General features: G+C 41.4%; 15 protein-coding genes. 14 read left to right on the forward strand and 1 reads right to left on the reverse strand.

What is annotated here, in order from left to right; translation table 11 throughout:
- The first annotated feature begins 134 nt into the window (after nucleotides 1-134).
- From RA086_RS04730 to RA086_RS04760, 7 genes are all read left to right on the forward strand, one after another.
- On the forward strand, nucleotides 135-1298 hold the full coding sequence (locus RA086_RS04730; protein WP_308702732.1) for a serine hydrolase domain-containing protein: 1164 nt from the start codon (nucleotides 135-137) through the stop codon (nucleotides 1296-1298).
- Nucleotides 1299-1315: 17 nt separating this feature from the next.
- A complete protein-coding gene (locus RA086_RS04735; RefSeq protein ID WP_308702733.1) occupies nucleotides 1316-2863 on the forward strand; it encodes a serine hydrolase domain-containing protein in 1548 nt (515 codons plus the stop codon).
- An 86-nt stretch (nucleotides 2864-2949) separates the two neighbouring features.
- Nucleotides 2950-4641 carry a serine hydrolase domain-containing protein gene (locus RA086_RS04740; protein ID WP_308702734.1) on the forward strand — a complete coding sequence of 564 codons (1692 nt, stop codon included), beginning with the start codon at nucleotides 2950-2952 and terminating at the stop codon, nucleotides 4639-4641.
- Between the two features lie 123 nt (nucleotides 4642-4764).
- Nucleotides 4765-5880 carry a non-hydrolyzing UDP-N-acetylglucosamine 2-epimerase gene (gene wecB, locus RA086_RS04745; RefSeq protein ID WP_308704414.1) on the forward strand — a complete coding sequence of 372 codons (1116 nt, stop codon included), beginning with the start codon at nucleotides 4765-4767 and terminating at the stop codon, nucleotides 5878-5880.
- Between the two features lie 184 nt (nucleotides 5881-6064).
- A complete protein-coding gene (locus tag RA086_RS04750; protein ID WP_308702735.1) occupies nucleotides 6065-6403 on the forward strand; it encodes a helix-turn-helix domain-containing protein in 339 nt (112 codons plus the stop codon).
- Nucleotides 6396-7220: an ImmA/IrrE family metallo-endopeptidase gene (locus RA086_RS04755; RefSeq protein ID WP_308702736.1), complete on the forward strand. Its 825-nt coding sequence runs from the start codon at nucleotides 6396-6398 to the stop codon at nucleotides 7218-7220. The genes RA086_RS04750 and RA086_RS04755 overlap by 8 nt, the downstream gene beginning before the upstream one ends.
- Nucleotides 7201-7836: a hypothetical protein gene (locus RA086_RS04760; protein WP_407659053.1), complete on the forward strand. Its 636-nt coding sequence runs from the start codon at nucleotides 7201-7203 to the stop codon at nucleotides 7834-7836. Before RA086_RS04755 ends, RA086_RS04760 begins: the two co-directional genes overlap by 20 nt.
- A gap of 146 nt (nucleotides 7837-7982) precedes the next feature.
- On the opposite strand, the gene RA086_RS04765 is transcribed toward RA086_RS04760, so the two are convergent.
- The gene (locus RA086_RS04765) at nucleotides 7983-8924 is read right to left on the reverse strand and encodes a glycosyltransferase family 2 protein (RefSeq protein WP_308702737.1); all 942 of its coding nucleotides are present in this window, start codon (nucleotides 8922-8924) and stop codon (nucleotides 7983-7985) included.
- Nucleotides 8925-9048: 124 nt separating this feature from the next.
- On the opposite strand from RA086_RS04765, the gene RA086_RS04770 reads away from it, so the two are divergent.
- The 7 genes from RA086_RS04770 (at nucleotide 9049) to RA086_RS04800 (ending at nucleotide 16791) form a co-directional block, all read left to right on the forward strand.
- Nucleotides 9049-9957 carry a YihY/virulence factor BrkB family protein gene (locus tag RA086_RS04770; protein ID WP_308702738.1) on the forward strand — a complete coding sequence of 303 codons (909 nt, stop codon included), beginning with the start codon at nucleotides 9049-9051 and terminating at the stop codon, nucleotides 9955-9957.
- A gap of 186 nt (nucleotides 9958-10143) precedes the next feature.
- A complete protein-coding gene (gene larD, locus RA086_RS04775; RefSeq protein WP_308702739.1) occupies nucleotides 10144-10857 on the forward strand; it encodes a D/L-lactic acid transporter LarD in 714 nt (237 codons plus the stop codon).
- A 281-nt stretch (nucleotides 10858-11138) separates the two neighbouring features.
- A complete protein-coding gene (gene glf, locus RA086_RS04780) occupies nucleotides 11139-12254 on the forward strand; it encodes a UDP-galactopyranose mutase (RefSeq protein WP_308702740.1) in 1116 nt (371 codons plus the stop codon).
- Between the two features lie 93 nt (nucleotides 12255-12347).
- A complete protein-coding gene (locus tag RA086_RS04785; RefSeq protein WP_308702741.1) occupies nucleotides 12348-12926 on the forward strand; it encodes a YveK family protein in 579 nt (192 codons plus the stop codon).
- On the forward strand, nucleotides 12913-15534 hold the full coding sequence (locus tag RA086_RS04790; protein ID WP_308702742.1) for a YfhO family protein: 2622 nt from the start codon (nucleotides 12913-12915) through the stop codon (nucleotides 15532-15534). Before RA086_RS04785 ends, RA086_RS04790 begins: the two co-directional genes overlap by 14 nt.
- A gap of 2 nt (nucleotides 15535-15536) precedes the next feature.
- Nucleotides 15537-16148, forward strand: coding sequence for a sugar transferase (locus tag RA086_RS04795; RefSeq protein ID WP_308702743.1), 612 nt, complete (start codon nucleotides 15537-15539; stop codon nucleotides 16146-16148).
- Nucleotides 16149-16167: 19 nt separating this feature from the next.
- Nucleotides 16168-16791, forward strand: coding sequence for a Wzz/FepE/Etk N-terminal domain-containing protein (locus RA086_RS04800; protein WP_308702744.1), 624 nt, complete (start codon nucleotides 16168-16170; stop codon nucleotides 16789-16791).

A 16791-nucleotide genomic window follows, 5' to 3' on the forward strand; every position in this document is an offset into this window, starting at 1 on the left:
GAGCTGTGTCCAACTGCCAAGTTTCAACAATTCGCCTGGGACGTCGTTCGGTGGCTTAACATAAGTTTGGCTTTGCGTGCAATTTTTTTGTGGGGGTCGTATTCTAGCGACATACCGATTGAGGGGGGATCAGGATGAAACGACAACAATTGATCATTGCGGCAATCGTTGGTGGCCTACTTTTAGCGGGAATTAGTGGCGTGGTATTTAAACAAGTTGCCACTGAGAAACCGATCCACCGTGATACGAATCGTGCGTCGATTGTTGTTAAAAAGCCGCAACCAGCACCTAAAAAAGCCCCGAAAGTGGTCCATCACGCCGGGAATTATACGAAGGCGCAAGCGATTGCGAAGATCGACACGCTAATTAAGAATGGACATATCATGGGGACCTTGTTGATCACTAATAATGGTCCGGCTGGCGTGGTCACTCGGACGTATGGTTACGCGGATGTGGCTAGTGCGAAGCTGAGTAGCGCTAACGAAGTTTACCCGTTGGCGTCATTACAAAAAGCGCTCACTGGTGCGGTGGTTCAATGCCTGATCAATCAGGGAAAGCTGCGAATGACCACGCCTTTGAGCAAGTATTTTCCACAAATTCCCTATGCTCAAAATATTACCGTACGTGATTTGTTAGATCATCGTTCCGGAATTCGGATGGGTGAGCCGGCCCCAACGACGGTGTTACCGGATGAAGCCGCCCAGATTAAATTCACAGTCACGCATCTGACCTCTACCAATAATCATGCGTACGCGTATTCCAATGCCAATTTCACCTTGCTAGCGGGAATGATACGCCGAGCAACCGGCCAGTCATACTTGACGAATCTAAAGACGTTTGTGTTGAAGCCGTTAGGAATGCGGCACACTTTTGCCTATAACCAGATTCCCGTGAATACGGTCGATCCAGAAGCTTATCAGCTCACGAGCGGGGATTCGCGTCCTGTGACGATTTCAAAAGCTTTACAATCCAGTGAGCTTGGCTGTGGCAGTTTATACAGTAGTGTTGGCGATTATTATAAATTTATTAATGCTTTATTGACTGGCAAGCTTGTCGGTCATGCTGGATTTAATGAACTGTCCGCGCAACAACAGTTGAACTATGCGGCGGGGATCTATTACCTCGGTGATGGCAATATCCGGATTGGTGGCAGCGATAATTCCTTCAACACGTATTATATGGGGACGACGAGCGGCAAAATTGGCGTCGTCTTGTTCGATAATCAGGGCAATTTCAGAGGTGACAATGGGATTGGTTACGAGATTCAAGCGATTTTAGCTAAATCAGATTTATTTTGAGCGAGGGAGTTGATAAGATGTGTCTCAAACACAGCTGGTTGGGAATTATCAGCCTCCTTTTGGGGCTGTGGTGGGGACCAGTAAGCTGTCATGATGACTTGGCTACCATGGTGTACGTCACGATTCCCACGCCGACCGTCACCACAACGGCCGAGTCACCTAATAGTGGCAAAGTCGTGCACCATCAAACGACCCAGATTCCAGCAGGGCAACTCTATATAGGCGCACGCCACGCTGATTATTTGAAAACACGTTATTTACCGTTGACGAGCTTGAGTGGACAGCGACTGGGTTGGGTCGCACGTCGCGACGTCCACGTGGTGACGACTGTGCCGGCCAAGAAGAAGTTGCCCGTCTGGGATAAACAAACCTTGAACGGCCGCTTACAAACCAAAGAAAAGCCCCGCCGCGTCACGGTGACGGCAGGGGGACCGATTGGGACGGCGCAAGCGCGAACCAGTTGGACGACCACGACGAAACGACTGGCATCGGCCGATTTTCAAGTCATTCAACGTATCCAAACGCCTTTAGGACGCTATTATCTGTTGCAACATAATCAACATGATTATGGTTGGGTTGCGGCGCAAGCCTTTCAGTATGAGCGGGTGAGCTACCAGACCATTAGTGCTAAAACTTGGCAGCGGATTGATCAACTGGTTGCTGATCAAGGCGTGCAGGGTACTTTACTGGTGGCGCAGGCGGATCGTGCCCGGCCAAGTATTCGAAGTTACGGCTTAGCTGACCGGCAGACGCACCGCGCGAATACTGCGGCAACGATTTACCCGATTGCGTCATTACAAAAAGCGATGACGGGGGTCATGATCGGTCAGTTGATAGAAGGGCACCAATTGAGTCTACAAACCACACTTGCGCAATTCTATCCACATTTAAAAGGGGCCAACCAGATCACGATTCAGCAATTATTAAATCACACTTCCGGTATCATCATGCCGGAGGTCGCCCCGCCTAAGCAACTCTCAGAATCGGCTGCGATTCGTTGGGCCTTGCAACATTTGACGGTCACGGACCAGCACACTTGGCATTATTGTAGCGCCAACTATACCTTGCTAGCTGGGGTGATTCGACAGCTCACTGGGCAGTCTTATGGCAAAAATTTGCAACAACGCATTTTACGCCCCACTGGCATGACCCAGACGATGACTTGGGACCAGTTCGACCAGCATAACGTCGTCACGCCTTATTTACCGGATGGACCCGCGACTAAGATGTCCACGGCACTCTTATCCAGTGAACTGGGCGCTGGCGATATCGGGACGACGGTCACAGACTATTACCGGTTTGCCGCGGCATTTAATCAGGGTGTCTTTTTGTCAGCCGCGATGCAAACCCAGTTGACGGCGGCACGCACGAACACGTATGCAGCCGGATTTTATTACGGCTTTGATGGCGCCCAACACGCGTCAGGTTTTGATAATAATATTAGTAATTTTTATAGTCGGACTGCTGCTGGCGATTATACGGTGATCTTATTTATGAATCGTGGTAATCATCAACGTGCCAAGCAGTTAGTTAATGAGATCATGACGGAATTACAAACACGATAATTGGCTCGGCAGGTTAAATAAAGGCGGTGATTTTGACTTAATCGCAATAAAACTGACGCTGTTTGGCAGATGAGGGGGAAATCTTGATGCAACGGTTACCGTTATTAATGGGGGTCGGAAGCTTGGTTTTATTGCTAGGAGGATCATTGACCGCTCAGGCGGATACGACGGATTTTGTGCGATTACGTGAGCCCACGAATCAAGTGGCAGTCTACGATCAATTGCCACGGAGTACACGGACTTTGGCTCGGCCGCAACAACGTCAAGTTTCAAAAAGCGCAGTTTTCAAAGTTTTACAACGGCAGCTAGGGGCAAGCGGGATGTATTTGAAATTAGCCCAGCTCGGTTGGGTTCGGCAAGCGTCAACCATACAGTTGACGCATGTCAGGGCCAATGGAACGCTAGTCATCTTTAAACAAGCCCCGATGATTGATCAGGTGAGCGAATTGCCTGGTCAAACGACGCTGACTTTGACGACTAATGGCCCCATCGGCACGCAAACCCACACCGATTATCGCGACGTGTCGGCGAAGGACTTGCGGCAGGCGCATGTCAAAACGACACAGGTAGCTTGGACTGATTTAGGAAAATTTTATCAGTTACAAGGTCACCAGGTGAGTGGCTGGGTCAATGCGAGCACGGTGGTTTTGACGACACCGTCCAAGCACAAAAAATCGGCCACTAAAAAACAGGTTAAACGCGTCCAAACTAAACGTCAAAAAGTGGCCAAACCGACTAAAAATAAGCAATCAGCCGCGATTAAGCACCAGGCAAGTCAATCAGTGAAAACCAAACGACCCGCTAAGCCGACGTCGACCATTTCCACCGCGACGATGGCTAAGATCAACGCGCTCATTAATCAGAATCACCTCATGGGGACCTTGTTAGTGACGAACAGTGGTCCGAAAGGGGTGCAGATTCAATCCTATGGTGAAGCGGATGTGGCTAAGCAACAAGCCAACACCAATAATGAAGCGTATCCCTTGGCCTCACTTCAAAAAGCGGTAACTGGTGCTTTGATCCAGCAGTTGATCAATCGCGGTAAGTTGCGCATGACCACGCCGCTGGCTAAATTTTACCCGAACGTCCCATATGCGAATCAAATTACGATTCGAGAGTTGCTCGATCATAAGTCGGGCATCCAAATGGGTGAGCCGGTGCCAACCAGTATTTTGCCGAATGAAGCAGCAGCCGTAGCGTTTACGCTGAACCATTTGACCTCAACTAATGACCACGTTTGGCACTATTCGAATGCTAATTTCACAATTCTGGCAGGAATCATCAGCAAGGTTACGGGGCAATCTTATTGGCACAATGTCCAGACGGGAATTATCAAGCCGTTAAAATTACGAAATATGTATTTGTATAACCAAATTCCTGCTCGTGCGGTCACACCGTTGTCCTACACGTATACGGCGACCGGTTCAGTTGCTGATCCCATTTCAGACCCGCTGCTCTCAAGTGAGCTCGGCTGTGGTAATTTATATGCCAGTGTCGGCGATTATTATACGGTCATCTATAATTTGCTGGCGGGACACTTGGTGGGTCTAGCGGGGCTCGCGCAACTGTCAGACCAGGCGGCCTTGCAATATTCTGGTGGCATTTATTATCAGGCCAATCAGCGGGTTCGAATCGGTGGTGCCGATAATTCGTTCCACACGGTTTATGAAGGAACCAATAATGGGCGCGTTGGGGTCGTGCTCTTTACGAATCAGAGTCGTTGGAAAGTTGCTAATGCCGTTGCGGTACAGATCCTACAGTTAATTGATCCGTCATAAAGTTTCGATGCAAGGCTCGCTAAGGCGGGTCTTTTTGGCTATCAACTTACCGGAAAAGTTCGCAGTTTGAGCGGTTTAACGGTATTATGGGGGTATGAAATTTTTGTAGAAAGCGTGTGGATGATGACAAAAAAACTAAAAGTGATGACGATTTTTGGAACGCGCCCCGAAGCTATTAAAATGGCCCCAATCGTGTTGCAATTGCAACAACAGACCGATAAGTTTGTCCCCATTACGGTCGTGACCGCGCAACACCGAGAGATGCTTGATCAAGTGTTGACCATTTTTAAAATTAAACCTGATTACGATTTAAATATTATGCGGCCTAACCAAACTTTGGCAGGGATCACGAGTCGCGTGTTAACGAAACTGGATGCAATCATGACCGAGGTACAGCCGGATATCGTACTCGTTCATGGGGATACGACGACCACTTTTGCGGCGAGTGTCAGCGCATTTTATCATCAGATTCCCGTTGGTCACGTCGAGGCTGGTTTGCGGACTTGGAATAAGTATTCGCCATATCCGGAAGAAATGAACCGGCAGTTGACGGATGTTTTAGCAGATCTGTACTTTGCGCCGACCGCGTTGAGCCGGGAGAATTTGTTGAAGGAAAATCATGCGGATGCTCATATTACCATTACCGGTAATACGGCCATCGACGCCCTAAAACAAACGGTTAGTGCGGATTATCATCATGCGGCACTGGATTTGATTCAACCTGGACATCGGATGATCCTACTCACGATGCATCGGCGGGAAAATCAAGGTGCCCCTATGGAAGCGGTGTTTAAAACGATTAAAGCCGTCGTTGCGAGCCATCCAGACGTTGAAGTGGTGTATCCGGTCCATTTGAGCCCGGCAGTACAAACGGTCGCTAAGCGTATCTTAGGCCATACTGATCGGATTCATTTGATTGACCCATTGGATGTGGTGGATTTTCATAATATGTCGGCCCGTAGCTACTTCATCATGACGGATTCGGGTGGCGTGCAAGAAGAGGCGCCATCGCTAAATAAGCCAGTGTTAGTGTTGCGCGACACCACTGAACGACCAGAAGGGGTCACGGCCGGAACGTTGGAACTCGTCGGGACGCAACCCGCACACGTGCAAGCTGCGATGGAACGGTTACTGGATGATCAGGCTGAGTATGATCGGATGGCGGCTGCCAAGAATCCTTATGGGGATGGACATGCGGCCGAATATATTTTGGCTGCGATTTGGAAAAGGTTTAATTAGTGAGATAAGCGGCATGTAAAACGTTCACGGCACAATTAGTGCAAAGTGAGCGTTTTTTTAGTGCGGTTAATTACGGCTATTAATGTTTACAATAAATCAATATACTTTGTAAATATTTACAAGCATGCTAAAATACTTGTAATATAACATGAACACAAGATTGACTATTCGGAGGTGGATTGAAATGAATAATGTGATTATTATCAAAAATATTCAAACTTGGTTAAAAGAAAATCAGCGGCCGCAATCTTGGCTGGCGGAACAAATTGGTCTCAGTACAGCAATGATTAGCCAGATATTTAGTGGAACAAGAAAACTGCAAACTAAGCATTTGTTACGAATCTTGAAGGTGACGGGCTTGCAAATGGCAACGTTAACGTCGGCCTCAACTGATCAATTAGCTAATGATATCCATTATGAGTTGAGAGGAGCTTTTTCGAATAAAAATTCTGAAAAGACGTTTAAACGGTTACTCTGGGATATTAAACGATATGTCGATCTTGAGGAGACCATCAATGACTAAGGAAAAGCAAATGGCACGTGTCCAGTTTTCCGAAATGGTTGCAGAATATGCCGCGAATAGTTTCCTGATTGACAACGTTGGCCTAGATTTATTTATTGGAGCAGATATAGAAAAGTTTATTGCTCAAAATGCACAGGTGATTTATCAGAATATCGATGATGCTAACTTTTCGGGCGCGTTGATTCACTATCGTGGAAAAGTCTTTGTAGCACTGAATACAAATCAATCTTTAAGAATGCGGTACTATAGCGCTGCGCATGAAATGTGCCATTTGGCTTTCACTAAGTCGCTTTTTGGCTCTGATAGTAAAAAGCTCAATGACATGGCGTTATCGGCATCTTTTGACGAAGAGCGCGCCGCTGACCACTTTGCAGCGGCGGTGATGTTACCAAAAGATGCCGTGACTAAGATTTGGGATAAATATGTTCAAAATCAGCCTGAGCCACCTTTGACCATGGTGAAAGAGGCGGTCATTCGAATCGCAAACGTTTCATCAGTGCCATACACAGCAGTTTTTCGGCGATTAACTGAGCTCAATCTACTTTCAAATCATCAGTTGATCAAATGGGATGAGACTCATTGGCAGACCTATTTAGCTCAGTCGGATTTTCCGCCCAGTTTATTAGATCAAAAAATTCCATTCAAACAGTTTAGTGGCCTGGCTGATTTTGTGCAAGCGATGGTTGAGACACACCAGATGACTTTCATGGAAGCGGCTAATTTATTGACCGATTCAGATCCACAACGAGCTCTAAAGTATTTGAATTTACGTCAGGAACAAGTCGAACGGCTTGCTAGTGAAGATGATGATGAATAGGCAGAATGCGCGCGTCTTTATTGATACGAACATTTTAATATTTGCAGAAAATTATCAAAAGGAAAATATTTTTGATTGGATTGATAAGCTTTATGGTCATGTTTGGATTCATAGTGATGTTTTAGCGGAAGTCCTGCAAGGGAAGGCTAAAATTGAACAAGAAATTTCGACCAGAAAATGGGCTATTTTTGACCCCGCCGAGTTGTCTATAGATGAAAATGAAATCTATGAATTTTATATAGAAATGATTGAAACCGCGATGCAAAGCATGAATGACGCACGAGCAAGGCAAGGAAAACGTGCAAAGAATACGGCTGACACAGGTGAAATTGCAACATTGGCGGTCTGTCTTTTACAAGATGCCCAGTTGATTTGTTCTGACGACGCGGATATTGCTGAAGTAGTTGCTAGAGAAAGATACAGTTATGTGGATGAACAAGATCAGTCAAAACTTATTGTCCAAGACACCGCCGCAGATTTTTGTTACTACGCGGTTGTGGAAGCTGGCTACTCAAAATCAAAAGTACGTCATTTTTATAAAACACTCTTTGAAAGTAGGCCGCTTAGAGCGCGTCAACTTGCTGCTTGGGATCATCGCTTTGATACTTTGGAATAGTGATTTTTCTGCTAAAAATAGATTGAGTATGACACCCTTAAATAACGCAACGGATAAACTTCAATGAACAATAAAATACTTTTTGCAATCAAAAAAACGACTTCACCTAGGCTATTAAGTGAGGTCGTTTTTATGACTAAAACGAGTTATTTTTCTTCTTCAACCACATAGAGTGGCCGGTGTTTGGTTTCAAGATAAATCTTACCGATATAGTTACCGATAATTCCTAGGCAGGATAATTGAATCCCACCGATGAAAAGCATCAAGGTAACCATCGAAGCCCAACCACCAACACTGTTGCCAAACATTAATTTACGGATGATCACGAAGATAATCCCGATAACGGCTAGAAAGGCAAATAGGCCACCGATAAATGTCGCCATTTTTAATGGAACATCGGAAAAGTCGACGATTCCTTCAATGGAGTAGTTAAACAATTGCCAGAATGACCAGTGCGTTTCACCGGCCGAGCGGGGAGCATTCTCAAACTTTAAGTAGGTCGTTCGGAAACCAACCCAGTTAAAGATCCCCTTAGAAAACCGATTGTATTCTGGCATCGCTAAAATGGCATCGACCATTTGACGCGTCATCAAACGATAATCACGCGCATTGGGAATGATTTGAACTTTAGAAATCTTATTAATGACTGAATAGAAGGTCCGTGAGAAAAATGACCGTAAAATTGGTTCACCTTTCCGGTCCTCACGCATGGTCCCAACACAATCATAAGCGCCACTTTCAAGCGTTGTCAGCATTTTTGGCAATAGTTCCGGTGGATCTTGCAAATCAACATCCATGACCGCAATGTAGTCACCCTTGGCATGTTGTAAGCCAGCTGCTAAGCCAGATTCTTTACCAAAGTTTCGTGAAAATGAGACGTAGTGGACGACATCTGGATGGGCGGCGTTTAATTTGCGGAATTCGGCCAGCGTCCCATCGCTAGAGCCGTCATTAATAAACATATATTCATGGTGAATATCTTTAAACTCATCTGGATGGTCACTGAAGACCTTCTCAACGGTGTTATAAAAGATTTCAATTGTGGGCTCTTCATTGTAGCAAGGCACAATTAAACTCATGGTTTTCATATAAAAGTATCTCCTAAGTCCCTTTTTTTACTATCTATTAGCTTACCACAATGGATTTAAGATGTTTCAATTTTCAAACAATTGTATAATTGACTGAACTAAGTTAAATATTGGAGAAACCGTGATGAAATTAAAAGAGCGTTACCCCAAAACAGCTAAATGGATTGAAATTGTTATTCGGCGTTATAACCAAGCTAATGTTAGCAATAATTCAATAATTTTAGCTTACTATGCGTTAATGTCAATTGCACCAATTATTTTGATTATCGGGAATATTGTGGCGCGTTTTAACTTGCAAACGCGCCAGATTTTGGCGTACGCCCAGGAATTTATTCCCAGTAATATCTATGCGACGATTAAACCGATCCTACTATCTTTCTTGTCTTCAAGTGGGAGCGGAAGTTTGTCGATTGGGATCGTGGTCACGATCTGGTCGGCCTCACAAATTATTGCGGCCATTCGTCGTAGTTTAAATGAAGCCTATGGTGTGACGAGTTCGCAAGGCGCCATTGTGACGCGATTAATGGCCTTCTTATTAACGTTAGGGTTGTTGTTACTGATTGTTGGGCTATCGATTTTCTTCACTTTGAGTCAAGTTGTCATGGATGCAATCTTGAATTTGACCAATACCTCGGCAGCGTTTATTCCCAAGTGGTGGGCTAAACTGTTAGCCAATAAAAACTTGATTACCTTTGTTGGGATGTTCGTCTTAGCGATGCTGCTGTATTATTTTGTGCCGAATGCAGCTGTGAAATTGCGATACATTTGGATTGGCGCGCTAGTGACCACTATTGGTTGGTTAGTGATCTCGCAAGGTTTTCGACTGTATGTGGAGTTATTTGCACAACGGGTGACCTCATATCAAACTATTGGTAGTTTGATCGTGCTAATGTTCTGGTTAAATTTTTCTGGGATGTTGCTGATGTTTGGCGGGGTCGTGAATGCGTCCGTGCAAGAGTGGTTTGAGCACACGATCAAAGCGAAGTCGCCACGCGTGATGCGTCGGTTGCGGCAACGGTTTAGTAAAAAGTAGCGTCTGCAGATTTGTTGCGTTTCAGACGCACTTTTTTGTGTTAAATCGGTTAATTAAGAACATTAGTAAAGTTTTCGTATTAAACAGTTAGTTTTTTGTGTATAATGGTGTTCGTGTGAAAAAAGACTAGTTACTTTCAGAAAGTCAAATAAAACGGCGCCAAGCGCGCCACAGGAGGAGAATATAGTGATTCATCAGCTTCTGGCAGAGTTCATGGGAACCGCCTTGATGATTATTTTTGGTGTCGGTGTCCATTGTAGTGAGGTTTTGAAGGGAACCAAGTATCGTGGCTCAGGTCATATTTTTGCTATTACGACTTGGGGTTTTGGGATTACGATTTCGCTATTTATTTTTGGTAATGTTTGTATTAATCCAGCCATGGTTCTTGCGCAATGTTTGTTAGGTAATCTCCCTTGGAGTGCCTTCATTCCTTATTCAATTGCTGAAGTTTTAGGTGGGGTCGTTGGTGCTGTGATCGTTTGGATCATGTACGCGGACCACTTCAAAGCATCAGAAAATGAAATTTCACCAATTACCATTCGTAACTTATTCTCCACAGCACCAGCTGTTCGGAATTTACCGCGGAATTTCTTCGTCGAATTCTTTGATACCTTCTTATTTATTTCAGGTATCTTAGCGATTTCACAAGTGAAAACGCCTGGTATTGTGCCAATTGGCGTTGGTTTGTTAGTCTGGGCCATTGGGATGGGGCTCGGTGGTCCTACCGGTTTCGCGATGAACCTGGCGCGAGACATGGGTCCACGGATCGCACATGCCATCTTACCGATTAAGAACAAAGCAGACAGTGACTGGCAATACGGTATTATCGTTCCTGGGATTGCCCCATTCGTTGGTGCTGCTTGTGCGGCGTTGTTTATGCGCGGATTTTTCGGAATTTAAATAGATTATTTTAAATAAAGATCAATATTGTATGAAAAATAAGCTCAGTCTAATTTTTTGCCAGTGTGCAAATGTTAGAGTGGGCTTATTCTTTTGAGGGGAACGATCACCAGCTCAGAATGAGGCATATTTACAATTATCAGTTTGGGTTAAGGCGGTAGCATTCTTCGTCAGTAGGAATAAAATATGGCAAATAACTGACAAATCAACCGATGACTTTATTCTTCACTTTTTTTTGATATAATACGATAGTGACACTTTATTATTTGGAGGAAATTTAATTGAAAAAATACGATTACTTAGTAGTAGGTGCTGGTTTATTCGGTGCAGTTTTTGCCCACGAAGCTGCTTTAAAAGGGAAAAAGGTAAAAGTGATTGAAAAACGTGATCACATCGCTGGCAATATTTATACCAAAGAAATTGATGGTATTCAAGTCCATCAATATGGTGCGCATATCTTTCATACCTCAGACAAGGATATCTGGGATTATGTGAATCAATTTGCTGAATTTAATCGCTATACTAATAGTCCTGTTGCAAATTATAAGGGCCACATGTACAACTTGCCTTTTAATATGAATACTTTTAGTGAGCTTTGGGGAGTTCGAACACCCGCTGAAGCACAAGCTAAGATTCAAGCTCAGAAGGATGCTGCACAGTTAAGTGGTCAACCTAAAAATCTTGAAGAACAAGCAATTTCTTTAATTGGTACTGATATCTATCAAAAATTAATTAAGGGTTATACCGAAAAACAATGGGGCCAAAAGGCTACCGATTTGCCGGCTTTTATTATTCGTCGCTTACCGGTTCGTTACACTTATGATAACAATTACTTCAACGATACATACCAAGGTATTCCAATTGGTGGTTACACGCAAATCGTCGAAAAAATGTTGGATCACCCGGAAATTGATGTTGAAACTAATGTTGATTTCTTTGAAAATAAGGACAAATATTTACAAGATTTTCCTAAGGTTATTTTTACAGGAATGATTGATCAATATTACAATTATCAATTAGGAGAGTTGGAATATCGGTCATTGCACTTCGAGAGTGAAGAATTAGATACCGACAATTATCAAGGTAATGCAGTAATCAATTATACCGATTCAGAAACACCATTTACTCGGATTATTGAACATAAGCATTTTGAATTCGGTAAAGGTGATGCTGGTAAAACCGTTATCACGCGTGAATATCCGGCAGACTGGAAACGTGGCGATGAACCATATTACCCGGTCAATAATACTAAGAATAATAGTTTGTATAAGCAATACGCTAGCTTGGCTAAAAAAGAGGGCAATGTGGTATTTGGTGGTCGTTTAGGGCAATATCGTTATTATGATATGCACCAAGTTATCCATGCGGCCTTAGTTACAGTAAAGGCAGAATTATAGAAAATATATTTCATCTTTCACCTGTAGATTGTGACTTGCTTTTTATGCGCGACACTTGCTGTTGCTCGTTATAGTGGTGATGGGGGAATCTAGATGCGCCGGTTTAAACGATTTATAATTGTTGTATTGTCATTAATAGTGTCTATTGGGGTAGCATATGGTTCTTATCTTTCGAATAGGGATCATGTCTACACTGCTTCGACACTAGTGATTCTTGAAGCAAGAAAAAGTGATGAGTTAAAAACACAACAAGACTTGCAACAAAAGGTGAAGGCTCTTTCTGAGTATACACACAGTTCAGAGCAAATGCAGTATCTGTATAAAAGAACACAAAATGTTACAAATATGACAAGCGATTACGATTCTTTAAAGTCATCGTATGGAGTTACAACGACTGATAATTCAACTGTTTTTTCAGTGTGGTCAAATGATAAAAATAAGTTGTCCGCAATGCGAAAATTAAAGGTTGGTTATAGTGGGATTCGGAAGCATTTGACTGGTTCTCATCAGTATATGATCCGAGTAATTAGAAAGCCTCAAATTACTGGTAGCTTTATAACATACGGTGGGCATAAGCTATATAAATTTATGGTCTCTGGTGTTTTAATTGGAATACTGATAGGAGTTTTGTTGGTGAACATATTTGACGGTGATAAAAATGACAAGCAATAGACGTTTGGACAAGAAAATAATTTATTTGTTTGGCTTAGTTTTTCCAATGACTGTTTTTTTAGTTGTTCTTGCACTCAAGGGCGTCCATCCGTTTGGCAGTACAGCATTGTTCTCAAATGATATGGATGAGCAATATATTGCTTTTTTTAGTTATTATCGCAGAGTATTGCTAAGTTCACCATCTCAATTTTTATATTCTTTTTCTAATGGATTGGGAGGGAATATGATTGGAATATGGGCTTATTATTTGTTGAGTCCATTTAATCTGATATTATTGTTCTTCCCAACTAATGCGACAGCTACGGCTGTAGTAGTATTGACCACTCTAAAAATTGGTTTTGCTGGCTTGTCCATGACCATTCTTTTAGTTCATAAAAATAGAAAAGTTAATCGTTTGTTAGTTTTGTTGCTTTCAAATAGTTATGCATTGATGTCGTATGTTATTAACTATAATAGTAACATCATGTGGATGGATGCCGTTGTGTTATTACCACTTGTAATATTGGGTGTTGAACGGATTATTGATAGAAATAAAGGGGTGTTGTATAGCGTCACTCTGGCGTTGGTAATCATAACCAATTATTATACTGCATATATGACGGCGATATTTGTCTGTATTTACTTCATTTGGTATCTGTCTTTGAAAAAAAATGTTACCTTTAAGATATTCGCAAGTAAAGGATGGCTTTTTGTTAGAAACTCAATGATTGCTGGAATAATTTCGGCGGTTATTGAAATGCCAAATCTATATGTTCTGTCGCAGTCTAAAATACAAAACCAAACGTCTTGGAGTGGCAACTTTCTATATAATCCTTTGCTTTTGCTTGTGAAAACGATTGGATATTATTACGATGACACATTGCCAATTATTTTTGTTGGCAGCTTTGCATTAACACTTTTTGTATTATATTTTTTCAATCAGAATATTTCAAAAAAAGAACGGGCAAAAACAGGCTTGATATCATTGGTTTTGTGGTTATCTGCCTGTTATGATCCTACAGTAATTATGTGGCATGCGTTTCAAAGACCAATTGGTTATCGATACCAGTTTATGTTCGTCATAGGCTTTTGGATAATTGTGATTGCTTTTCGCTCAATAGAGAATTTAACAAGAGTATCTTTTAAATCTTTGGTCGGTTTAATAGAATTTTTTGTACTGATAGTGATTTTTGCTATTATGGTCAGAAAACAATTTACGTTATTAAACAATGCCGCATTGTTTGGAACACTTCTGACGGAAATAATAGTTGTATTTTTACTCTACTATCTGCATAGAAATAAACCCCTAATTGTTTTTGGATTAATCGTGGTAGTAAGTTTTCAGTTAGGAGCAAATGCCTACTTTTCTTATAATGGGATTGCGCTTGCAAATAATACTAAAATTGATGCTTATTATAACGATTTGAACCTTGCTCTAAAAAGAATTCCGAAAGATACTCTAAAAAATTCAAGAGTTGAAAAAACTTTTTTAAGAGACTCTGATAAATTGAATGACTCATTTCAAATGGGCTATAATGGTGGATCGGTTTATTCTTCGACACTTCAACAAAGCGTTGCAAAGTTTTACAGAATAATAGGACAACCATCGCGTCCGGACAATATGAATTATTTCTTGTCCTACACGAATGGTACAGTGCCAATGGATACATTACTTGGATTTAGTTATATATTCGGTCAAACACGTCATGACAAAAAAAGTCCAATAATGAATAATATTGAATCAAGATATGATCTCAAAACATATAAGAAGTTGTCAGAAAAGAAAAATGTTGGGATTTTTAAAACAGATGCTTTACCAATTGCATTTGTTTCAAATGGTAATGTTGGTGATGTTAAACTAAGAAACAACACAGCAATTTACAACCAGCAAAAAATTATTAATGGCGTGTTTGATAATAAGACTACGTATTTCAAGCAGTTAAAAGTAAAAGTTGTTAAGTCGCAAAATGTGGAAAAAGAAGAACTTAAGCGCGGCCAGATAATTAGAAAATCAGGCAATGGCAAGTCTTGGGTAGAATTATCCGTAAATACTAGTCTATCAAAACTAGTATATGCAGAAGTAAGAAATCAATTACTTGCAAAAGCAAAACTTACAACTGATGCTGGTAAAGTATTGTCATTTCACACATTAATTAATAATCCCATTGTATTGTCTATCCCGAATGGGGGGAAGGATACGATTATACGAATGGAAGTTGAACAAGACAATTTAAGTTTATCTGATCTTCGCTTGTTTGAGTTTAACGGCCTGCGATACAAGAAAGATTTGAAGAAAGTGCATGCGGAAAATCAAAACAACAATATCCAAGTAGCTGGTAACAAGGTTTCAGGAACATTGAAAGCGGACCAAAATAATGAATCAATAATTTTGAGCATACCCTTTGAAAAAGGGTGGCAGATGCATATTGATGGTGAGCAAGTAAAATATAGTAAAGTTTTTGGAACCTTTATGGCTGTTAAAGTAAAAAAGGGTACACATCATCTTGAAATGAATTATGTGCCACCTTATTTAGCACTTGGATTTATCATGTCTATTATTGGAATTTTGTTATTGGTGTTTGAATTCTTTTATGAAAGAAAACGACAAGATTTTTGGAGGGGAAATTGAGTATGTATGCTAATGTAAAACGATTTTTCGACATTATTGTCTCTATTTTGGCGCTTGTGTGTTTTTCTCCATTCTTTTTGATTGTATTTGTACTGGATTTGTTTGGAGATAATCGTGGTCCACTATTATACGCGCAAGTACGTGTCGGAAAAAATCATAAAAAATTCAAAATTTTAAAATTCAGATCCATGATTGTAGATGCTGATAAAAAGCTAGCAGCTGATCCCGAGTTGTTTGCAAAATACGTAGCGAATAATTACAAATTACCAAGTGGAGAGGATCCACGAGTTACAAAATTGGGCGCTTTTCTACGTAAAACAAGTCTTGATGAAATTCCACAATTCTTAAATATTCTAAGTGGTGAGATGACTCTGATTGGTCCACGACCTGTTGTTGAGCCCGAATTAAAGGAGTACGGAAATGAAGTTGACCTTTTATTATCTGTGAAACCGGGAGCAATGGGGTATTGGCAGGCAAATGGCCGCAGTAACATTGGATATCCTGAACGTTGTAATTTAGAATTATATTACGTTAAAAATGCATCACTTGGTTTTGATTTGAGAATATTATTTAAGAATATATATTCGATCTTTCGTAGTGAAGGTGCATTTTAAAATAGAGGAGAAATAAAATATGAAGGTTGATTTAGAGTCGATACGACGGTTAATAGTTAGATATTCAATTTTGATTATACTTTTTGTAATTGTTTTTGGGGGTATTGGATACACAGCGTCTAAATTTTTACTGAATAAGACATATACTGCTCAAAGACAAATAATGGTTAAACATAAGAAACAAACCGAGACTCAAATTCAAATTGATATTAGTCTTATGCCAAATTATTCAACAATCGTTAAAGATCCGATTATTTTGAATGAGGCGACAGGTCAATTAAAGAAAAAGTATCCAGAGCTATCTGAAGCAAGTCTACAAAATAATACAAATGCTTATACTCAATATAAATCAACAATATTTGTGGTTCAGTCACAAGCCAAAACAGAGCGTCAGGCAGTTGATCAAGTAAATACAATTTCAAGAGTGTTTGCTAGCAAGATAAATACGATTACTAATGCAGGCGAGATTAAACTTATGGCAGCAGCTCAGAGTGGAAATATGCAGTCACCCTCAGATACAAGTATTGCACTTATTGGAGCAGTAGTAGGCTTGTTGTTTGGATTATTGGTAGTATTGATGAATAGTTATAAAGAGCAAAAAAAGAGTAGAACTTCTGGGAGCAAAAACAAATTGCGGGGTTGA

This window comes from Lactiplantibacillus brownii (assembly GCF_031085375.1).
Classification (GTDB): domain Bacteria; phylum Bacillota; class Bacilli; order Lactobacillales; family Lactobacillaceae; genus Lactiplantibacillus; species Lactiplantibacillus brownii.